This is a genomic window from Streptomyces sp. NPDC001933 (assembly GCF_042890955.1).
Classification (GTDB): Bacteria; Actinomycetota; Actinomycetes; order Streptomycetales; family Streptomycetaceae; genus Streptomyces.
This window is the reverse complement of the sequence record NZ_JBIASS010000017.1, coordinates 1-20,582: the sequence shown is the minus strand read 5'-3', so window position 1 is coordinate 20,582 and position 20,582 is coordinate 1. Positions and strand designations below refer to the sequence as shown.

The 20,582-nt window shown below is 72.4% G+C and carries 14 protein-coding genes; 8 read left to right on the top strand and 6 right to left on the bottom strand.

The genetic code is table 11. The annotated features are described in order from the left end of the window. Positions 1–55: 55 nt before the first annotated feature. Positions 56–4,885 carry a hypothetical protein gene (locus ACFYY7_RS32850; protein WP_388667485.1) on the top strand — a complete coding sequence of 1,610 codons (4,830 nt, stop codon included), beginning with the start codon at positions 56–58 and terminating at the stop codon, positions 4,883–4,885. 184 nt (positions 4,886–5,069) lie between these two features. Here ACFYY7_RS32850 and ACFYY7_RS32845 read toward each other — a convergent pair whose 3' ends face one another. Beyond that, entirely contained in the window at positions 5,070–5,540 is a 471-nt protein-coding gene (locus ACFYY7_RS32845) for a hypothetical protein (RefSeq protein ID WP_388667484.1), read from the bottom strand. Positions 5,541–6,018: 478 nt separating this feature from the next. Here ACFYY7_RS32845 and ACFYY7_RS32840 point away from each other — a divergent pair, with 478 nt between their 5' ends. The 4 genes from ACFYY7_RS32840 to ACFYY7_RS32825 are packed head-to-tail and all read left to right on the top strand — an operon-like array spanning position 6,019 to position 10,303. Next, a complete protein-coding gene (locus tag ACFYY7_RS32840; RefSeq protein WP_388667483.1) occupies positions 6,019–8,847 on the top strand; it encodes a nitrate- and nitrite sensing domain-containing protein in 2,829 nt (942 codons plus the stop codon). After that, positions 8,844–9,287, top strand: a complete 444-nt coding sequence (locus tag ACFYY7_RS32835) for a roadblock/LC7 domain-containing protein (RefSeq protein WP_259933457.1) — start codon at positions 8,844–8,846, stop codon at positions 9,285–9,287. The genes ACFYY7_RS32840 and ACFYY7_RS32835 overlap by 4 nt, the downstream gene beginning before the upstream one ends. 7 nt (positions 9,288–9,294) lie before the next feature. Continuing rightward, a complete protein-coding gene (locus ACFYY7_RS32830; protein WP_351265107.1) occupies positions 9,295–9,717 on the top strand; it encodes a DUF742 domain-containing protein in 423 nt (140 codons plus the stop codon). Beyond that, on the top strand, positions 9,698–10,303 hold the full coding sequence (locus ACFYY7_RS32825; protein ID WP_388667482.1) for an ATP/GTP-binding protein: 606 nt from the start codon (positions 9,698–9,700) through the stop codon (positions 10,301–10,303). The genes ACFYY7_RS32830 and ACFYY7_RS32825 overlap by 20 nt, the downstream gene beginning before the upstream one ends. Positions 10,304–10,418: 115 nt before the next feature. On the opposite strand, the gene ACFYY7_RS32820 is transcribed toward ACFYY7_RS32825, so the two are convergent. Together ACFYY7_RS32820 and ACFYY7_RS32815 are read right to left on the bottom strand one after the other, a co-directional pair. Further along, positions 10,419–10,781 carry a DUF962 domain-containing protein gene (locus ACFYY7_RS32820; protein WP_351265110.1) on the bottom strand — a complete coding sequence of 121 codons (363 nt, stop codon included), beginning with the start codon at positions 10,779–10,781 and terminating at the stop codon, positions 10,419–10,421. Between the two features lie 128 nt (positions 10,782–10,909). After that, positions 10,910–11,716, bottom strand: a complete 807-nt coding sequence (locus ACFYY7_RS32815; protein WP_388667481.1) for a M15 family metallopeptidase — start codon at positions 11,714–11,716, stop codon at positions 10,910–10,912. A gap of 57 nt (positions 11,717–11,773) precedes the next feature. On the opposite strand from ACFYY7_RS32815, the gene ACFYY7_RS32810 reads away from it, so the two are divergent. Further along, positions 11,774–12,307, top strand: coding sequence for an NUDIX domain-containing protein (locus ACFYY7_RS32810; RefSeq protein WP_388667480.1), 534 nt, complete (start codon positions 11,774–11,776; stop codon positions 12,305–12,307). 36 nt (positions 12,308–12,343) lie between these two features. Here the strand turns inward: ACFYY7_RS32810 and ACFYY7_RS32805 are convergent, their stop codons facing one another. Then, positions 12,344–14,704 (bottom strand): glycoside hydrolase family 31 protein, encoded by a 2,361-nt coding sequence (locus tag ACFYY7_RS32805; RefSeq protein ID WP_388667479.1) that lies wholly within the window; start codon positions 14,702–14,704, stop codon positions 12,344–12,346. A gap of 222 nt (positions 14,705–14,926) precedes the next feature. Between ACFYY7_RS32805 and ACFYY7_RS32800 the strand changes: the two genes are divergently transcribed. Then, positions 14,927–16,903: an acetoacetate--CoA ligase gene (locus tag ACFYY7_RS32800; RefSeq protein ID WP_388667478.1), complete on the top strand. Its 1,977-nt coding sequence runs from the start codon at positions 14,927–14,929 to the stop codon at positions 16,901–16,903. Positions 16,904–16,970: 67 nt separating this feature from the next. Beyond that, on the top strand, positions 16,971–17,930 hold the full coding sequence (locus ACFYY7_RS32795; protein ID WP_388667477.1) for a hypothetical protein: 960 nt from the start codon (positions 16,971–16,973) through the stop codon (positions 17,928–17,930). Between the two features lie 63 nt (positions 17,931–17,993). Here the strand turns inward: ACFYY7_RS32795 and ptsP are convergent, their stop codons facing one another. Together ptsP and ACFYY7_RS32785 are read right to left on the bottom strand one after the other, a co-directional pair. After that, positions 17,994–19,664, bottom strand: coding sequence for a phosphoenolpyruvate--protein phosphotransferase (gene ptsP / locus ACFYY7_RS32790; RefSeq protein ID WP_388667476.1), 1,671 nt, complete (start codon positions 19,662–19,664; stop codon positions 17,994–17,996). Between the two features lie 76 nt (positions 19,665–19,740). Continuing rightward, positions 19,741–20,190 carry a PTS glucose transporter subunit IIA gene (locus tag ACFYY7_RS32785; RefSeq protein ID WP_358950856.1) on the bottom strand — a complete coding sequence of 150 codons (450 nt, stop codon included), beginning with the start codon at positions 20,188–20,190 and terminating at the stop codon, positions 19,741–19,743. Positions 20,191–20,582 lie beyond the last annotated feature (392 nt).

The following is a 20,582-nucleotide window of genomic DNA, read 5'->3' as shown; positions in this document are numbered from 1 at the left end:
CGCCCCACCACCGCCGTCTCCCCCCCCGCTGCCTGAACGACGAGAGTCCGCCGCCATGTACGAGCTGTCCCGGGTCCGCCTCTACTCCATCGGGCCTGCCGGTGCACGCTACGCCGACACCGTGCTTGACCTGCGCGGAGTGGGCGAGCCCGTGCCCCACCCCGCGCCGGCCCAGGCGGAGTTCTTCGAGGAGGAGCCGGTCGGCCCGCCGCGCCGCCCCGCCCCCGCCGGGGTGCTCTTCCTGGAGAACGGCGGCGGCAAGTCGGTGCTGCTGAAGCTGATTTTCTCGGTCATGCTGCCCGGCCACCGCAACACCCTCGGCGGCGCCAGCTCCGGCGTGCTGCGCAAGTTCCTGCTCGCCGACGACTGCGGACACGTCGCCCTGGAGTGGCAGCACACCCTCACCGGCGAGTGCGTGGTCGTCGGCAAGGTCAGCGAATGGCGCGGCCGGCAGGTCTCCAACGACCCCCGGAAGTTCGCCGAGGCCTGGTACTCCTTCCGGCCCGGACCCGGCCTCAGCCTGGACTCCCTGCCGGTCGCCGAGGCCACCTCCGTACGCCGGCCAGCCGAAGGCGTCTCCGGCGCGCAGGGCCGACGGCGCACGATGAAGGGCTTCCGTGACGCCCTGACCGAGGCGGGCAAGTTCTACCAGCACCTCGACGTGCACTGGGAAGAGATCCACGACCGCTGGAACGAACACCTCGGAGACCTCGGACTCGACCCCGAACTCTTCCGCTACCAGCGCGAGATGAACGCCGACGAGGGCGAGGCGGCGGGGCTCTTCGCGGTCAAGAAGGACTCCGACTTCACCGACCTGCTGCTCCGCGCCGTCACCGACACCCGCGACACCGACGGCCTTGCCGACCTGGTGAGCGGCTTCGGCAACAAGCTGGGCCGCCGCGCCGAGCTGACCGCCGAACGCGACTTCACCGCGGGCTCGGTCGACCTGCTCGGCCGGATCGTGGAGGCCGCCGGCACCCGTTCCCGCGCCCGGGACATCCACGCGGGCGCCGAGCGCCGCACCCGCACGCTCGCCCGCAGGCTCTCCGCCCGCGCCCGGGAGGAACGCGGCCGGACCGCCGAGCTGGCCCAGCAGGTGACGGGCGCCGCGCACACCGTCACCACGGCCGAGCAGGCGCGCGGCCGCAGCGCCCTGATCGCCGCCGAACTGGCCTACCGGCACGCCTCCCTGGCCCTGACCGCGGCGGAGAAGGGCGCCGCCGCCCAGCGCCGCGAGCTGGTCGACGCCCGCACCCTGCACTCCGCCTGGCAGGCCGCCGAGGCCGTGCTGCGCCACCGCGCCGCCGCCGACCGCTCCGCACGGGTGGCCGTCGCCATCCGCGAGGCCGAGCGGGACGCCGCGCCCGCGCTCGCCGCCCGCGCCAAGGCCGCCGCCGACCTCGTACAGGCGCTGCACACCGCCGCCGAGGCCGGCGAGACCGTGGCCAACGAGGAGGAGGAGCGTTCCGACACCCTCCAGAGCGCGGGCGAGACCGCCCACCGGGACGCCACCACTGCCGCCACCGAGGCCCAGCGCGCCCGCAGCGAGGCCGGACATCTGCGCCAGCGCCTCGCCGAGGTCGAGCAGGAGACCGCACAGGCGGTACGGGCCGGCTGGCTCGACGACACCGCGCCGGACGCCGACCCGGCCCGCGCCGCCCTCGCCGCCAGCGACGCCGAGACCTCCGCCGTCGCCGCGTGGGACACCGCCAGGGAGGCCGCCCGCTCGGCGGCCGACGTGGCCAGGGAGGCCGCGGCCGCCGAGAGCCGCGCCGAACTCGCGGCGGCGCGCGCCGCCGATGCCGCACAGGCCGCCGAACAGTCCTACGAGGCCGAGCTCAGGGCAGCCGAGTCGATCGCCGCCGACCACCGCCTCGCCGACCTGCTGGGCCTGCCCGCCGCCCACGGCAGCGGCGTGCCCAGGCCCCGCCGGGGCGCGGCCGGAACGGACCCGGACGCCCCGCACGGCACGGACGCCACCGACCGCCGGACCGTCCCGGCGGAAGCGAGCGGCCGGGCGAACGAAACGGGCGGGCCCGCCCAGGTGGCGCACGGCCCGCACACCGTCACGGCCGAACAGGCCGCCGCCCCCGAACAGCCGCTCACCGCCCAGGAATTCGACCGCAGCGCCGACGAACTGCGCGAACTGCTCGACCAGTCCATCGCCTCCGCCGAGCGCCGCCTCTTCGAACTGCGCACCGCGGCCGCCGACGACTCCCGCATCCTCGGCGCGCTCGGCGACGGCGGGCTGCTGCCGCCCGGCCCCGACGTCCTGGCCACCGTGGAGTACCTCGGGGAGCACGGCATCCCCGCGCTGCCCGGCTGGCGCTACCTCGCCCAGGCCGTCGACCCCGCCGACCACGCGGCCGTACTCGCCGCCCGTCCCGAACTCGTCGACGGCGTGGTCATCACCGATCCCGACTCGCACGCCCGCGCCCGCGAGGTCCTCAGCGGTGCGGCGCTGCTGCCGCGTTCCGCGGTCGCCGTCGGCACCGCTGCCGCGCTGCTCGCGCCCGTCCCGGCCGCCGGCTCGGGGGCGGCGGCGAGCACGGAGGGGGTGTTCCTCGTCCCGCCGAACCCGGCGATGCACGACGAGCACGCGGCCGACGAGGAGCGCCAGGCCCTCAGGAGCCGGGCCGCCGCCCGTGACGAGGACATCCGTACCCTCGCGGCCCGCCTCACCGGCGACCGTTCCCTCGCCGCCCGCATCGGCTCCTGGCGGGCCGACTGCCCGCCCGGCATGCTCGCCGAACTCGCCGAGGCCGCCGGCGCCGCCCGCACGGCCGCCCGGACCGCCGAGGCCGAGCTGGCCGAGGCCCGTACGGTGCGCGCCGAGGCGGACGAGGCCGCCGCCGACACCGCCCGCGTCCGTGAGGAGCGCCAGGACGCCGCCCAGCGGGCCCGCCGCGCCGCCGACGCCCTCGCGGGCCTCGCGTACCGGCTCCGCGAACGCGCGGGCTGGCAGGTGAAGCTCCGTGAACTCGTCGACGAGGCGGCCGAGTCCGAAGCGCGGGCCACCGTCTGCCTGGAGCGGGCCCGCGCCGCCGACGAGGACCGCCGTGCCGCCCAGCGCGCCGCCGACGACGCCCGCCGCACCGCCCGCGCCCTGCGTGCCGAACGGGCGGAGATCGCGGGCGCCCCCGAGCACCTGCCGGAGCCCGCGGACGACGGCCCGCGCCCCGCGCTCCCCGCGCTGCGCGAGGCGTACCGGGCTGCGTCCCAGCTGTACGAGAAGGTCGGCGTCGGCGCGGATCTGCGCGCCGAACAGGCCCGCGCGGAGAGCGACGAGAGCGCCGCCCTCGCTGAACTGGACCGGCTCACCAACAAGGTCCGCACCCGCGCCGCCCAACTCCTCGAAGGCACCGACGGCGCGGACGGCCCCTCCCGGCAGGCGGCCGCCGCCCGTGCCGAGTCCCTGGTCCAGCTCCTGGAGACCAGGGCCTCCACGGCGAGCGAGCAGCTGGGCCGGCTCCGCGGCGAGGCAGAGCGCCTGGCCCCGGCCGACGGCGAGTCCCACCACACCGAGCTCCCCGACGAGCTGGTCCCCGCCGACGCCGACCAGGCCCAGACCCTCCTGCGTACTGCTACGGCCGAACTGGCCACCGCCACCGCGACCCTGGACACCGCCCGCGCCGCCCACGCCGAGCTGCTGCACGCCCACCGCACCGCCGAGGACTCGGCAGGCGGCTTCGACGAGACGGCCGCGCTCCTGCGCGACCTGCTCCGGGACCACGGCGCGGACGACGACACCGAGGCCCCCGAGCCCTACCCGGGCAGCCTCGAAGAGGCCCGGCAGTCCGCCGCCGAGGCCCGCCGCTCACTGCGCGGCTGCGCCACCGACCTGTCCGCCGCCGAGAGCGCCGTACGGGAAGCCGGCGACGTCCTCGTACGGCACGCCAACTCCACGCGTTACGAACAGGTCCGCACCCCCGCCCGTCAGCAGATCCGCGAGCTGCCGGCCGCGGCGCTGCCCGAGCACGCCGAGAAGTGGGCCGCCGCCTTCGCGCCCCGGCTCCGGGTGCTCACCGACGAGCTGGCCCAGCTGGAGCGCAACCGCGACTCCATCGTCGACCGGCTCCGCGGCCTGGTGGAGTCAGCGCTCACCACCCTGCGCTCCGCCCAGCGGCTCTCGCAGCTCCCGGAGGGACTGGGGGAGTGGTCGGGCCAGGAATTCCTCCGCATCCGCTTCGAGGAACCCGACCAGGCGACCCTCACCGAGCGGCTCGGCGAAGTCGTCGACGAGGCGACCCGCGCCGCGCTGAAGAAGAACTCGGACCTGCGCAGGGACGGCATGTCCCTGCTGCTGCGCGGGGTGCAGGCGGCACTGGAGCCCAAGGGCATCGCCGTGGAGATCCTCAAGCCGGACGCGGTGCTGCGCGCCGAGCGCGTCCCGGTCGGACAGATGGGCGACGTCTTCTCCGGCGGCCAGCTCCTCACCGCCGCCATCGCCCTGTACTGCACGATGGCCGCGCTGCGCAGCAACGACCGGGGCCGCGACCGCCACCAGCACCGGCACGCGGGCACGCTCTTCCTGGACAACCCCATCGGCCGCGCCAACGCCACCTACCTGCTGGAGCTCCAGCGTGCGGTGTCGGATGCCCTGGGCGTACAACTCCTCTACACGACCGGGCTGTTCGACACCACGGCGCTCGCCGAATTCCCCTTGGTCATCCGGCTGCGCAACGACGCGGATCTGCGTGCCGGGCTGAAGTACATCAGCGTGGAGGAGCATCTGCGCCCCGGACTGCCGCAGCAGGACCCGAACGGGGAGACGGTGCACGGCGAGATCACCGCCACCCGCATGTTCAAGCGCGCCACCACATCTCCCGACACCGCCGCCCCGGTCTCCGGCCCGGTCCCCGCCCCGGCTTCCTCCGACGAGTAGGGGCGGAGACCCGAGGGAACGCACCGAGGTGTTCCCTCGGGGACAGGGCCGGGCGGGAAGAGGAGAGACGGGACTGGTTCGAGAGGCCGAGCACGCCCGCCGCCCGGGGCGCTCAGGCCCGAGGGCGAGGGCGCCCGCGGCCCAGGTGTGCTCGGGCCCGAGCACGCCCACCGCCCGGCAGCCCTCAGGCCCGGGAGAGGCTTTCCGCGCCCCGGCGGCGTATCCGCGCGTCGTCCCGCTGCGCGGCCCGCGCCGCCCGCCGTGCTCTGCGACGCTCACGGCGCAGCTGCCGCGCCGAACTGCTCGGCACCGAAACCACGCCGTTGCGCTGGTTCCAGACCTGCCTGGTCACCCACACGTCCAGCACCGACCAGGTCGCGACCACGGTGCTGCCCACACTGCTCAGCACCATCGGAAAGGCCAGCCAGGACCCGGCCAGCGTGCACAGGAACGCCACCATGGCCTGGATGATCGTCAGCGACATGATGAGAACGGCACGCACGGCGGACCTGCGGACCGGGTCCGGCATCCGCCGCCGGCCCGCGGGTTCTTCCACCCACAGCTGCTGACGCGGGATCTTCGCCCCGCCCGCCGCCGAGTTCGCCGTCGCGGCCGGTGCCGACGACACCGCGCCCCGACGCTGTTCCGTCTTCAAGGCTCTCAACTCCCCACCACTGTCCGACTTCAGGGTTGCTGCCCGGCATGCGCCGTTTCTACGCGGGCGGATCGGACCGTCCTGCCTCGCGAACCCCTGCCCCGCACTGTCCGTCCGGTGGAACGCGCATGGCGCCCCCGGACCATGATCCCGCCTGACCGGCCCCGGCTCTCCCCGTGTTACCCCTGCCCCGTACAGAGAGACGAGTCAACGGCCGTGAAGATTCCCCCGAACCTGCGTGAAGCGAAGGATTCCAGCCAACTGCCCCAACGAACAAAATGAAGCCCTGGCAGGTCTCTTCTGCCGCTTTCGCGAATTTCATCGCACGGAATACCAGGACAACCCATGGCCAACACCGGACAGCGCGGCCGAAAATCGTCCGGATGTCTCTTCGAGTTGCTACTCCGTCAGTAGTAGGCTCGCGCCGTTTATTGACGGAACACGACCCCCGTCCCGCGGGGTCGAGCTGGGGGAGTCCATGCGCTTTCGCGGAAAGTCCATCCGCAGGAAGATCGTGGCGTTGCTGCTGGTGCCGCTCATCTCCCTCACCGCGCTCTGGGGATTCGCCACCTTCCTGACAGGACGGGAGGCCGGCCGCCTGCTGAGCGCCGGCACCGTGGTGGAGAAGGTCGGTCATCCGCTGGAGGACACCGTCCGGGCCATTCAGAGCGAACGCCGCCAGACCCTCGTCTTCCTCGCCGACCCCAGGGCCTCCAACGCCCTCCCGCTCCTGCAGCGCCAACGAGCTGCCACCGACCGCGTCCTGAACGGCGTCAAGGACGGCGCCCGGCAGCAGGACATCCGCGACGCGCTGAGCTCCGACGACGACACCCAGCTGAATTCGATCCTCGGCACGGTCGAAGGACTCGGCGCGCTGCGCGATTCGGTCGACCGGCGCACCATCGACCGCTCCAAGGCGATGGAGTTCTACAACCGGCTCATAGACCCCTGCTATCGATTCCTCACCGGTCTCCGCACGATGGAGAACGTATCGATGGACAAGCAGGTCCGCGCACTGGTCGGCATCTCACGAGCTCGCGAAATGCTCTCCCGCGAAGACGCACTGGTCGCCTCGTCGCTCATCGCCGGACGGCTCACCGCCGCCGAACTGCGTCAGATATCCGACCTCGCGGCAAACCGCGAGCTGCTCTACGAGATCAACGTCGACGCGCTTCCCGCCGAGGAGCGCCAACGTGTGGAGCGGTACTGGGCGAGCCCGGACAGCGAACCGCTGCGGACGGCGGAGAAGACCCTCATCGAGGGCGGTCCCACCCAGGACCCGCGCGCCGTCGACGCCGAGCGCTGGCAGGAAGCGGCCCCGCCGGTCCTGGACCGGCTGGCCAACGACTCCACGGAGATGAACAACCGCTTCCAGGACCGCGGCAAGCCCGCCGGCTACAGCGTCCTGATCAAGGCCGGTATCGCGGGCGTTCTCGGGTTCCTCGCCCTGATCGCCTCGGTGTTCGTCTCCGTACGCATCGGCCGTGAACTGATCCGGGACCTCTCCCGGCTCCGCAAGGACGCCCATGAGGTCTCCGGCGTACGGCTGCCGAGCGTGATGCGCCGGCTCGCCGCCGGGGAACAGGTCGACGTCGAGACCGAAGCCCCGCACCTCCAGTACGAGCGGGACGAGATCGGCCAGGTCGGCCAGGCCCTCAACACCCTGCAACGGGCGGCCGTCGAGGCCGCCGTGAAGCAGGCGGACATGCGGCGCGGCGTCTCCGAGGTCTTCGTCAACCTCGCCCGCCGCAACCAGGTCCTGCTGCACCGGCAGCTGACGCTCCTGGACGCCATGGAGCGCCGCACCGAGAACACCGATGAACTCGCCGACCTCTTCCGCCTCGACCACCTGACCACCCGCATGCGACGCCACGCCGAGGGCCTGGTGATCCTCTCCGGCGCGGCCCCGTCCCGGCAGTGGCGCAAGCCGATCCAGCTGATGGACGTGGTGCGGGCGGCGGTCGCCGAGGTCGAGGACTACGAACGGATCGAGGTCCGCCGACTGGCCCGGATCGGGGTGGGCGGCCCCGCCGTCGCCGACCTCACCCACCTGATCGCCGAACTCCTGGAGAACGCGACCGTGTTCTCGCCCCCGCACACCGCGGTCCAGGTGCTCGGCGAACGCGTTGCCAACGGCTTCACGCTCGAAATCAACGACCGCGGCCTCGGCATGGCCCCCGACGTCCTCCTGGACGCCAACCTCAGGCTCGCCGAGACCCCCGAGTTCGAACTGTCCGACACCGACCGGCTCGGCCTGTTCGTGGTCAGCCGTCTCGCCCAGCGCCAGAACGTCCGCGTCTCGCTGCAGACCTCCCCGTACGGTGGCACGACCGCCGTCGTCTTCATCCCGGCGGCGCTGCTCACCGACGCCCCGGAAACGCACGGCACCGGCTTCCGCCTCGACCGCCGGGCCGAGCGGGCGATCGGCAGCGGCGGCCGGACCGCCGGTGACGGGTCCGGCGGCGGCCGGGACCGCGGGGACGGCGCACCGGACCGCCGGGCCACCGGCAGGCCCTCCGGCCTCGCCCCCGTTCCGACCGGCCTGGTCGACCCGGCCCTCCTGGACGGGCCCGTCGAGCTCGAAGGCCCCGTCGGCACACTGGGCTTCGAGAGCGACCCCGTGCTCGACCCGCTGCTCGAACCCCTGCTGGGCGGCGCCTCCGACCTCGACGACACCGAGAGCGAGCGCGGCGGCATCTTCCGCTCCCGCGACCTCCGGCGCGAAGCCGACCGCGAACAGCACCAGCAGGCCACGGACCAGGAGCCGGAGCCGCCGGCCGGCGTACGGCCGATGCGCCCCGGCGGTCCGGCGCCACTGCCCCGCCGCAAGCCGCCGACCCTGGTCGCCGACAACGGCCGCCGGGTCGACGAGGCGGGCCGCGCCCATCCCGCGGCCGCCGAGCGGGACGTCCCGACGGGCCCCGCCGAAGCGGAGGGCCCCGGCGCCGGCTTCACGCCCGTCGAACCCCGGCAGCCCACCGGCTTCCGGAAACCGACCGGACCCGCCGCACCCGAGGAACCCGAGTCGCCCGGCGCCCCGAGAACCCGGGAGACCGTGGGCGGCCTGCCCCGCCGTATCCGGCAGGCCAGCCTCGTCCCGCAACTGCGCGAGGAATCGGTGGTCCGCGATCCCGAGCCGGCCCGGACGGAACCGGACCAGGACTTCGAACGTGATGCGGAAGAGGTGCGCAGCCGGATGGCTTCGCTCCAACGCGGCTGGCAGCGTGGCCGTCGGCAGAACGCCGAGGACGTGACCGGCCCCGGTGAAACAGCACAAGGAACCACTCCGGGAGGGGACGGTCGATGACCGCACCGAACGTCGCAGCAACCAACGCCGCACGGCAGGGCTCCGGCCAGCTCAACTGGCTCCTCGACGAACTCGTCGAACGCGTCGCCAGCATCCACAAGGCGCTGGTGCTCTCCAGCGACGGCCTCGCCACCGGCACGTCGAAGGACCTGACCCGGGAGGACAGCGAACATCTGGCGGCCGTCGCCTCCGGATTCCACAGTCTCGCCAAGGGCGTCGGACGGCACTTCGAAGCGGGCCGGGTCCGCCAGACCGTCGTCGAACTCGACGAGGCGTTCCTCTTCGTCACGGCGGCCGGCGACGGCAGTTGCCTCGCGGTGCTGGCCGACGCCGACTCGGACGTCGGCCAGGTCGCCTACGAGATGACGCTGATGGTCAAGCGCGTCGGCGCCCACCTGGCCAACGCCCCCCGGACGACCGGTCTGTCCGCCGGGGGGTGAGTGGACGGTGAGCGCTGACTCCACCCGATCTCCGGCGACGCCCGCCGACCCGCGGGCCTCGCGCTGGTACGACGCCGAGGCGGGCCCGGTGGTCCGTCCGTACGCGATGACCCGGGGCCGAACCAGCAGCGCCTCCCGCCATCGGCTCGACCTGATCGCGATCGTCGTACCCGAACCCGAGGCCGACGACCCCGGCCGGGACCAGACGCTCTCCCCGGAACACGTGGAGATCGTCGAACTCTGCAGTGGCATGCCCCAGTCGATCGCGGAGCTCGCGGCCGGCCTGGACCTCCCCGTGGGGGTGGTCCGGGTGCTGGTCGGCGACCTCGTCGAGGACGAGCTGGTGCACGTGACCCGTCCCGTTCCGCCGGCCGAGCTGCCGGACGTGAACATTCTTCGCGAGGTGATCAATGGCCTTCGGGCGCTCTAGCCGCAAGAAGCGGCCCGTTGAGCCCGTTACCCTGAAAATCCTGGTGGCGGGCGGCTTCGGAGCGGGCAAGACGACCCTGGTGGGCGCGGTCAGCGAGATCAGGCCGCTGCGTACGGAGGAGAGGCTCAGCGAGGCCGGCCGGCCGGTGGACGACGTGGCGGGCGTGGAGACCAAGACCACCACCACGGTGGCCATGGACTTCGGCCGGATCACGCTGCGCGAGGACCTGGTGCTGTACCTCTTCGGCACCCCGGGGCAGGACCGGTTCTGGTTCCTGTGGGACGAGCTGGCCCAGGGCGCGCTCGGGGCCGTCGTGCTCGCTGACACCCGTCGGCTGGAGGACTGCTTCGCGGCGGTCGACTACTTCGAACGCCGGGCCATTCCGTTCACCGTCGCCGTCAACTGCTTCGAGGGGGCCGACACGTTCCCCGTCGAGACGGTGCAGGCGGCGCTGGACCTGGACCCGCAGGTGCCCGTGGTCATGTGCGACGCGCGCGACCGCGGCTCCGTACGGGATGTACTGGTGGGCGTCGTGGAGCACGCCGTGGACCGTGCGGAACGCGTCCGTGAGCCCGCCGTCCCGTAACGCCCGTTCGACGCACGCACGGTGACGGACACGGCCCGTACCCCCGCCGACCGGGGTACGGGCCGCGCGTCGCCGCGTCACCGGTCGAAGAGTTTTCTCCTGCGGTGACCGGTCGTCAACACTCCTGGCAGCACCCGTTGTCGGCGAGCCACTCGGCAGCTATTGCCGCCAGCTCCCCGTCGCGCCCCGCCAGCATCATCCGGATCATCTGCGCGTCGCCGCGGAGCGACCAGGCGGGATGCCCGAACGTGGCCGGATTGTTCTTCTCGATCAGGAAATGAGCGGGCCAGGCGGTCCCGTACCCGATCAGCGGCAACGCGGCCAGGTACCGCTTGCGCCCCCGTGCCAGACCGTAGGCGGTGACCGCGAGCCCGGTCAGGGTGCCGGTCAGATGGACCCACCGGGTCGCGGCCCTGGAGTGCATCGCCACGTAGTAGGGCCAGAACTCCTCGTACGAATCGAACGTCTGCTGTGACATACGGGCACCGTAGTTGCTGAGGGCCGCCTGGACCGCAACCGGATACGGCCGATCCGCGTCGAAGAGGAAGAAGCGGGCGGCCGGGACCCACGGGGGTGGCCCCGGCCGCCCGCTTCCGCGCGGACGCGTCAGTGCCCCGCGACGGACCGCCGGGCCACCGGGAAGTCGAAATAGGTGTCCGGGAACAGCTCGGGCTTGAAGGTGTAGTGCCACCATTCCTCGGCCAGATTCACGAAACCGGCGTCCGTGAGCGTCTTCTTCAGGAACTGCCGGTTGGCGCGCTGCGCCCCCTGGATGCGCGGATCGTCGGTGTGGGAGAGCGTGTCGAAGCAGTCGAAACCGGTGCCCATGTCCACGGAGTCGTCCGGGAACCGCTCGGCCGCGGGCGCGTAGCAGGGCACCTGCGGCTCGCCCGGCCGGTACGGCGGGGTCGGCGCCGCGGGCAGCTTCACCAGCGTCAGATCCACCGTGCTGCCGCGGCTGTGCCCGGACTTCTCCGCGATGTAGCCGTCCGCGAACAGCCGCGTCTTGTCGACCCTGGGGTAGAACTCGCCCTTCATGGCCTCGTCGTCGAGGTCCTTCGCCCACCGTACGAAGTGGTCGACCGCCCGCTGCGGCCGGTAGCAGTCGTACACCTTCAGCGAGTAGCCCCGGCGCAGCAGCCGGGTCTGCGCGTCGTGGAGGGCCCTGGCCGCGGGCCGGGTGAGGATGCAGAGCGGGTTGCGGTAGCCGTCCACCGGGACGCCCATGAAGTTGTGGGCGGTGGGGTAGCGCATCTCCTGGATGATCGTCGGATCCACCGAGCTCAGCGCGACGAACTCCTCGGGCGCCTTCGGCTCGGGCCTCGCCCGAGCCGTGGGAGCGGCGGCGGTGACGGCGAGCAGGGCGGCGGCAGTGGCCGCCAGGACACGGAAAGCGGAAGCGAGAGGTGTCATGAGCACATAATTCAGTAGTACGGGGGAGTCCGCCGGAGGATCCGGTACAGTCCGCGCGTGTCCGTATCCAGGAGCAACCCCGAGCAACCGGCCAAGGACTCCCACTGCGACAGCTGCGGAGCACCCTGGGCCGAATCCGCCGCCTGGCCCCGCACCTGCACCGCCTGCGGCAGCACCGCCTACCGCAACCCACTGCCGGTCGCCGTGGCCCTCCTCCCCGTCACCGGCCAGGACTCCACCGGACTCGTCGTGATCACCCGCACCATCCCGCCCCACCCGGGCGGCCTCGCCCTCCCCGGCGGCTACATCGACCACGACGAGGACTGGAAACACGCGGTCGTACGGGAACTGCGCGAAGAGACCGGCATCGCGGCCGACGAACGGGAGGTCCGCCTCGCCGACGCCCTCAGCGCCCCCGACGGCCACCTCCTCCTCTTCGGCCTCCTCCCGGAACGCCCCGCGACCGCGCTCCCGCCCTCCCGGCCCACCGACGAGACGTCCGGCTTCCGGCTGCTCCGCGCACCCGCCGAGCTGGCCTTCCCCCTGCACACCCGCGCCGTCCGCACCTGGTTCGACGGCGGCTACCGCTGACCGGCCCGACGGCTGTGCCGCACACCGCGAACCGGCCTACAGCCCGCGCACCCGCACCGGATACGCCACCGCCCCCTCCTCACCCTCCCGGCCCTCCCGTTCGACCACGACCCGCCCGTCCACCCACCTCGACGTGTACCGCTCGACCTCCGCCCGTTCCCAGCCGTCCCCCGCGTCCCGGACCACCAGCCCGCTCCCGCTGCGCCCCGCCGACGGAGCCCACACCTCCAGCTCCACACCACCGTCCGCACCCCGCACCGGCAGTACCGAACCCGCCCGCGCCAACACCGGCACCCTCGACAGCGGCGCATCGAGCAGCACCTGCCCCGGCCCCTCGTACACCTCACCGGTCGCCGCGTCGTACCAGCGCCCCCGCGGCAACCGCACCGCCCGGCGATCCGCACCGCGCTCCAGCACCGGAGCCACCAGCAGCGCGTCACCCAACAGGAACGCGTCCTCGCACTCCCGCAACGCCCGGTCCCCGGGCGAACGCCACCACAGCGGCCGCACGTACGGGGCACCGGTCAGCCCGGCCAGCCGCGACAGCGTCACGAAGTACGGGTGCAGCCGCTCCCGCTCCTCCAGCGCCGCCCGCGCGTGCTCCAGCACCCCGGGCCCGAACTCCCACGGCTCCCGCCGCCCCGCGTCGATCGCCGCATGGGTACGGAACAACGGCAGATACGCACCCAGCTGGAACCACCGCAGATACAGCTCCGGCGACGGCGACCCGTCGAACCCGCCCACATCGGGCCCCGAGTACGGCACCCCGCACAGCCCCATCCCCAGGACCAGCGCCAACGAGGCCCGCAGCCCCGGCCAGCCGGTCGCCACATCACCGGACCAGGTGCCCCCGTAACGCTGCATCCCCGCCCAGCCGGAACGCGAGAACAGGAAGGGGCGCTCCTCGGGCCGCAGCCGGCGCAGCCCTTCGTATCCGGCACGCGCCATCGCTAGCGCGTAGACGTTGTGGGCCTCGCGGTGATCACCTCCGCGGCCCTCCAGCGAATGCCGCGCCGACCTCGGCAGCGACGGATCCCCGAACGCGGCGAACAACACCGGCTCGTTCATGTCGTGCCACACGCCCGAGAACCCCTGCGCCAGCCGCTCCTCGTACAGACCGCCCCACCACTCCCGCACCCGCGGATCGGTGAAGTCCGGGAACACGCACTCGCCCGGCCACACCTCCCCGCGCACCACCCGCCCGCGCGCGTCCCGGACGAACGCCCCACGGTCCCCGACCGCGGCCCCCGCGTCGAACACCGCGTTCCCCGGCTCCGCCTTCACCGCGGGATCGACGATCGACACCAGCCGCACGCCGTCCTCCCGCAACTCCTTCGCCAGACCCGGCAGATCGGGGAAGCGCCCCTGATCGACGGTGAACACCCGGTGCGCGTCGTAGTGGTCGATGTCCAGATGCAGTACGGACAGCGGCAGCCCCCGTTCCCGGTACCCGGCGACGACCCGCCGCACCTCCCGCTCGCTCCCGAACCCCCACCGGGCGTGCTGCGGACCCAGCGCCCAGGACGGCGGCACCGCCGGCGCACCCGTGAGAGCCGTCCAGCCCTGCAGCACCCGGGACGGCGTACCCGCCACCACCCAGCAGCGCAACGGCCCCCCGTCCATCCGCACCTCGCACGACCCGGGCCGGTCGTGGCCGGAACCCGCCCCCTCCTCGCCCTCCCGCAGAGTCACCCGACCCGACCAGGTGTTGTCGTGGAACACCAGATGCGTCCCCGCGTCACAGACCACGAGCTGCACCGGCATCGTCAGGTACAGCGGATCGTCATCGGGCCCGAACCGCCCACCCGGATCGGTGTTCCACAGCCCGTACACCCCGTCCCGCAGCCGCGGCCCCGAAGCCCGGCCCCCGAGCCCGAAGAACCGCGCGTCCGCGGGAACCTCGGAACGCTGCACCCACCGGGCACCGCCCCCCGCCACCGGCTCCCACCAGCGCGGCGGCAGCTCGCGCCGGAGCACCACCCCGCCCGGAGTACGCAGCTCCACGGCCCCGTGCCGGGACACCGCGACGGTCAGCCGCTCCGACACCACCTGCCAGCCACCGTCCTTGTCCGGCTCCAGCTCGGCCCGCGGATCCGGCTCGGGCATCGCGCCGGGCAGCGCGTACGACGGCGACGGCTCCGCCCCGTCCCAGCCCCAGAACACCGCACCGCCCACCGCCACCCGCACCCGCAAATCCGAACGGGCGAACCGCACCACACCCCCGCCCGGCTCCGGCTCCGCCCCCACCACCGGGCCGGGCACCCGCGCCCGCTCCGCACCGCGCCGGGGCAGCGCCCGCGCATCCGCACTGTGACGCCGCCAGGACGAGCGCACCGCGCGCAGTCCCCGCACCGAACCGACCATCTTCACCGAGCGCACCAGGTCACGACCGTCCATGCAGCTCAGCCTGCCATCCGGCGGGGCGGGTGCGGGCTCCGTTCAACTTCCGTTCACCCGTGGCCGGACCACATCTCCGGACACCCGGGCATGGGTGGGGAACCCTGGTGCGAAAGACGATCACATGGCATCGTCCGTAAATGCCGCCTCACGCGCACACCCCAGCACGTGTGCGCGCACCCACGCCCATCCCGCGTACCCGTACAGCCAGGGAGCCGCCCCATGACCGCAGCAGCCAACGAAGCCCCCCTCTGGCAGCCCGGCCCCGACCGCATCGCGGCCGCCGCCGTCACCCGCTTCCAGAGCTGGGCGTCCCAGCACTACGGAGCACCGGCCGAGGGCGGCTACCCGGCGCTGCACCAGTGGTCCGTGACCGAACTCGACACCTTCTGGCGGGCTGTAGCCGACTGGTTCGACGTACGGTTCTCCACCCCGTACGAGACCGTCCTGGCCGACCGCGCCATGCCCGGCGCCCAGTGGTTCCCCGGCGCCACCCTCAACTACGCCGAGCACGCGCTGCGCACCGCCGAGGACCCCCTGCGCGCGGACGCCCCCGCCCTGCTCCACGTCGACGAGACCCACACCCAGATCCCCGTCTCCTGGTCCGAACTCCGCCGCCGGGTCGGCTCGCTCGCCGCCGAACTCCGCGCCCTCGGCGTCACCCCCGGCGACCGCGTCAGCGGCTACCTCCCCAACATCCCCGAGGCCGTCGTCGCCTTCCTCGCCACCGCGGCCGTCGGCGGCGTCTGGACCTCCTGCGCCCCGGACTTCGGCGCCCGCAGCGTCCTCGACCGCTTCCAGCAGGTCGAACCCGTCGTCCTCTTCACGGTCGACGGCTACCGCTACGGCGGCAAGGAACACCACCGCGCCGACACGGTCGCCGAGCTGCGCCGCGAACTGCCCACCCTGCGCGCCGTCGTCCACATCCCGCTGCTGGGCACCGAGGCCCCCGAGGGCGCCCTCGAATGGTCAGCCCTCACCTGCGCCGACACCGAGCCCGTCTTCGAACAGGTCCCCTTCGACCACCCGCTCTGGGTGCTCTACTCCTCCGGCACCACCGGGCTCCCCAAGGCGATCGTCCAGTCCCAGGGCGGCATCCTGCTGGAACACTTCAAGCAGATCGGCCTGCACTGCGACCTCGGCCCCGAGGACCGCTTTTTCTGGTACACCTCCACCGGCTGGATGATGTGGAACTTCCTCGTCTCCGGCCTCCTCACCGGAACCACCCTCGTGCTGTACGACGGAAGCCCCGGCTACCCCGACGTCAGCGCCCAGTGGCGCGTCGCCGAACAGACCGGAGCGACCCTCTTCGGCACCTCGGCCGCTTATGTCATGGCCTGTCGGAAGGCCGGCATCCACCCGGGCCGCGACTTCGACCTCTCCCGCATCCAGTGCGTCGCCACCACCGGCTCCCCGCTCCCGCCCGACGGATTCCGCTGGCTCCACGACGAGGTGGACGACGACCTGTGGATCGCCTCCGTCAGCGGCGGCACGGACGTGTGCAGCTGCTTCGCCGGCGCGGTCCCCACCCTTCCCGTCCACATCGGTGAACTCCAGGCCCCCTGCCTCGGCACGGACCTCCGCTCCTGGGACCCCGCGGGCAAACCGCTCATCGGCGAGGTCGGCGAACTCGTCGTCACCGCTCCCATGCCGTCCATGCCCATCCGGTTCTGGAACGACCCCGACGGCAGCCGCTACCACGACAGCTACTTCGACATGTACCCCGGCGTCTGGCGCCACGGAGACTGGATCACGATCACCGAACACGGCTCGGTCGTCATCCACGGCCGCTCCGACTCCACCCTCAACCGCCAGGGTGTACGGATGGGCTCCGCCGACATCTACGAGGCCGTCGAACGGCTCCCCGAGATCCGCGAATCCCTCGTCATCGGCCTCGAAGAGCCCGACGGCGGCTACTGGATGCCGCTCTTCGTCCACCTCGCCGAAGGCGCCCGGCTCGACGACGCGCTGCGCGACAGCATCAAACGGACCATCCGGGAGAACCTCTCCCCGCGCCACGTCCCCGACGAGGTCATCGAAGTCCCCGGCATCCCGCACACCCTCACCGGCAAGCGCATCGAGGTCCCGGTCAAACGCCTCCTGCAAGGCACGGCCCTGGCCAAGGCGGTCAACCTCGGCTCGATCGACAACCTGGAACTCCTCCACTTCTACGAGGACCTCGCCCGCAAGCGTCACTGACCGTCCGCGCTGTCAGTGCCCGTGATTACTCTGAGTGAGCAATGATCGACAGCGCACCGGGGGAGTCATGGAGCACACCAAGAACAACGGGAACAGCAGGACAAACGGGAGCAACGGGAACAAGTACGGCAGGACGGCCGGGTACAGCCGCTCCGGCGCGTCCATGCGACGCACGCTGCGCCGCGAAGCTCCCAGCACCATCGGCCTCCTGGCCGACGAGCAGGACTTCGCGGCGATGCGGCGCTACCGCACCTTCACCTTCGACGACCACACCACCTATCTCCAGCAGGTCGAAACCCTGCTGAAGTCCCTCTCCGCACAGGGCATGCACGCCACGGTCGCCCTCTTCGACCCGGAGGAGTACGCGGAGTACTGCGCCGAGTCGGGACTCGCCCCCGACACCCCGGCCAGCCGCAGCCGTTTCACCGCCGAGATCGCCTCGGCCGGCGCCACCGTCGCGTACACCGGCCAACCCATCGACACCCTCATCCCGCTCCTGGTCAGCCGGGCCGTCCGCCGGGCCACCTGGGAGTACGCCACGATGATCCTGGCCGGCCTCGGCGAATGCGCGGACTGCGGCAAGGACGTCGGCCACGCCGCCTTCGACCGGGCCTCGCACCTGCTCCTCCGCATCCTGGAGACGTCCGGCCCCGGCACCCACCACCTGGTCTGCAGCACCCCCACCGACAACGAGCACCTGCTCGCCGTCCTGCACACCGAGCGGGACAGCACCGGGCCCGCCCGGCTCGAAACCGACGAAGGCGCAGAGTTCGTCACGGTGCTCGCCGTGGGCATCGCCCTCGAAAGGCCCGGGGGAGTCGTACTCCGAACGAGCCGCCCCGGAGCCCAGGACCGGGTGCACGGCTGGCGCCTAATCCGAGGCGATCTGGTCCCGCTCAGCGCCGGTGAGGTCTTCAGCGCCTACTGCACCGACGCCGACACCGGCGAACCGGTCGCCCCGGAATCACACGTGGAGTACTGCGCCGGCTTCGACCTCGGCGCGGACGAACCGGAATCGCACCACTGACAGGCCGAAGGGGCTCCCCGCCACCATCGGCGGGAGCCCCTTCACCACAGAACGCCGCAGGACCTACTCGCCCGACAGCACCCCCTGAGCCGCGACACGCGCCTCCTCGGCGGAGTCCGCCGCACGAGCGGCGGAAGCGGCACGCTCGCACTGCGCGAGCGTGTGCTTCGCCAGCGTGGCACGGACATAGGGAATGGACGCGGCGCCCATCGACAGCGACGTCACACCAAGCCCCGTCAGAACACAGGCCAGCAGCGGATCGGAGGCAGCCTCACCACAGACACCACAGCTCTTGCCCTCGGCCCTGGCCGCCTCGGCCGACAGCGCCACCAGATCGAGCAGCGCGGGCTGCCACGGGTCCTGCAACCGCGACACCGCACCCACCTGACGGTCGGCGGCGAAGGTGTACTGCGCCAGGTCATTGGTCCCCAGCGAAAGGAACTCCACCTCCCGCAGGATCGAACGCGCCCGCAGCGCGGCGGACGGAATCTCCACCATCGCGCCGAACTTCGCCTGCAGACCGGCCTCGCGGCAGGCATCGGCGAAGGCCTTGGCATCCGCACGGTCCGCCACCATCGGCGCCATGACCTCAAGGTGCACAGGCAGCCCCTGGGCCGCCTTCGACAGCGCGGTCAGCTGGGTACGCAGCACGTCGGGGTGGTCCAGCAGACTCCGCAGCCCGCGCACACCCAGCGCCGGGTTCGGCTCGTCCGCCGGAGTCAGGAAGTCCAGCGGCTTGTCCGCCCCGGCATCCAGCACCCGTACGACGACACGCCCCTCGGGGAACGCCTCCAGCACCGCCCGGTACGCAGCGACCTGCTTCTCCTCGGACGGCGCCTGCTTGCTGTCGTCCAGGAACAGGAACTCGGTACGGAACAGCCCCACGCCCTCCGCACCGGCCTCGACCGCCGCCGGTACGTCGCCGGGCCCGCCGACATTGGCGAGCAGCGGGACCTTGTGACCGTCGGAGGTCGTACCCGGACCCGACGAAGCCGACAGCGCGGCCTTGCGCGCCGCGGCGGCACTTTCCATCTCGGCACGCTTCTCGGCGCTCGGCTCGACGAAGATCTCACCGGTGCTGCCGTCCACGGCGATGACCGTGCCCTCGGCCAGCTCACCGGCACCGGGGAGCGCCACCACGGCGGGCACCCCGAGAGCACGGGCCAGGATCGCGCTGTGGCTGGTCGGCCCGCCCTCCTCGGTCACGAAGCCGAGCACCAGAGCCGGGTCGAGCAGCGCCGTGTCCGCGGGCGCCAGGTCCCGCGCGATCAGTACATAGGGCTCGTCGCTGTCCGGCACACCCGGCATCGGCACACCGAGCAGCCGGGCCACGATCCGGTTGCGCACGTCGTCGAGGTCGGCAACGCGCCCCGCCAGGTACTCCCCCGCGTTGGCAAGCAGCGCCCGGTAGGCGGCGAACGCGTCGTAGACGCCGCGCTCGGCGGTGCTGCCGACGGCGATACGCCGCTCCACGTCGGCCATCAGCTCGGGGTCCTGCGCCATCATGGCCTGGGCCTCGAGCACGTGCTGAGCCTCGCCACCGGCCAGGTTGCCGCGTGCGATCAGGTCGGCCGCCACGGCTTCCACAGCCTGCCGAGCACGCCCCTGTTCGCGCTCGGCCTCCTCGGCGGGGATCTGCTTGGCCGGCGGTTCGAGCACCGCCGTACCCATATGACGCACCTCGCCGATCGCCACCCCATGGCTCACGCCGACGCCTCGCAGCGTTGTCTCCATTTCACCCGTCTCCGGTCGTGCGGTGGTCCGTGCCGCCGCGGTGGATATCCAGTCGGCTGTCATCGAGCCGAGTCCGTCACTGCCAACCGAACAAGGTGTCGCCGACCTTCACATCGCCGTCCTCACGGACGTCGGAGAGGGATTCGGCGGTGGCTTCCAGCGCGACGACCGGACACACGGGCGACTTGCCGGCCGCCTCGACGGCCGCGGGGTCCCAGCGCACGATCCCCTGGCCGCGCGTGACCCTGTCCCCCTTGTTCACGAGCAGTTCGAACCCTTCGCCGTTGAGCTGAACGGTGTCGATGCCGAGGTGCGTGAGCACCCCGCGCCCGTTCTCGTCGACGACGACGAAGGCGTGCGGGTGCAGGGAGACAATGATTCCGTCGACCGGCGACACCGCCTCGGACGGCTCACGCACGGGGTCGATGGCGGTTCCAGGACCCACCATCGCGCCGGAGAAGACCGGGTCCGGTACCGCAGCGAGCCCGATGGCACGTCCGGCAAGAGGGGACGTCACAGTGGTCATAGGGAGCCTCCCAGGGGTGGAGCTTGATCGGCGCCGTCACAGCCTGTGGGCGACGGCGTGCTGCTCAGCAGCGTAAGTCATAAGAAGTCCCGGTTCCGCCCGAGTACTGGCAGTTCGCGGCCTTAGAGATGCACCGGGAACGATTTGCCTCGACCCTCGGAGGCCTGTACTGTCGTACTCCTGCCTGGCCCCAACACGACTTTGAGTCGGGGGTCGGCGGCGACTTTTAAGCCCTGACTCTAACCCGGACTCGGCACCTGCATGCCTGCAGGAGCTGGTCAAGGAAAGCGAAAAGGACTGATAGAGTCGGACTCGCCGGAAAGGGAAACGCGAAAGCGAAGAACTGGAAAGCGAAAAGCAGGATCCCGCTTCGACCGGGAATCGGACACGAA

What these genes read in the sequence shown, in the direction of transcription:
- ACFYY7_RS32825 (WP_388667482.1), top strand. Translation starts at nt 9,698, where the DNA reads ATGGCCTTCGGGCGCTCTAGCCGCAAGAAGCGGCCCGTTGAGCCCGTT.
- ACFYY7_RS32820 (WP_351265110.1), bottom strand. Translation starts at nt 10,781, where the DNA reads ATGTCACAGCAGACGTTCGATTCGTACGAGGAGTTCTGGCCCTACTAC.
- ACFYY7_RS32840 (WP_388667483.1), top strand. Translation starts at nt 6,019, where the DNA reads ATGCGCTTTCGCGGAAAGTCCATCCGCAGGAAGATCGTGGCGTTGCTG.
- ACFYY7_RS32815 (WP_388667481.1), bottom strand. Translation starts at nt 11,716, where the DNA reads ATGACACCTCTCGCTTCCGCTTTCCGTGTCCTGGCGGCCACTGCCGCC.
- ACFYY7_RS32795 (WP_388667477.1), top strand. Translation starts at nt 16,971, where the DNA reads ATGGAGCACACCAAGAACAACGGGAACAGCAGGACAAACGGGAGCAAC.
- ptsP (WP_388667476.1), bottom strand. Translation starts at nt 19,664, where the DNA reads ATGGAGACAACGCTGCGAGGCGTCGGCGTGAGCCATGGGGTGGCGATC.
- ACFYY7_RS32800 (WP_388667478.1), top strand. Translation starts at nt 14,927, where the DNA reads ATGACCGCAGCAGCCAACGAAGCCCCCCTCTGGCAGCCCGGCCCCGAC.
- ACFYY7_RS32835 (WP_259933457.1), top strand. Translation starts at nt 8,844, where the DNA reads ATGACCGCACCGAACGTCGCAGCAACCAACGCCGCACGGCAGGGCTCC.
- ACFYY7_RS32785 (WP_358950856.1), bottom strand. Translation starts at nt 20,190, where the DNA reads ATGACCACTGTGACGTCCCCTCTTGCCGGACGTGCCATCGGGCTCGCT.
- ACFYY7_RS32805 (WP_388667479.1), bottom strand. Translation starts at nt 14,704, where the DNA reads ATGGACGGTCGTGACCTGGTGCGCTCGGTGAAGATGGTCGGTTCGGTG.
- ACFYY7_RS32850 (WP_388667485.1), top strand. Translation starts at nt 56, where the DNA reads ATGTACGAGCTGTCCCGGGTCCGCCTCTACTCCATCGGGCCTGCCGGT.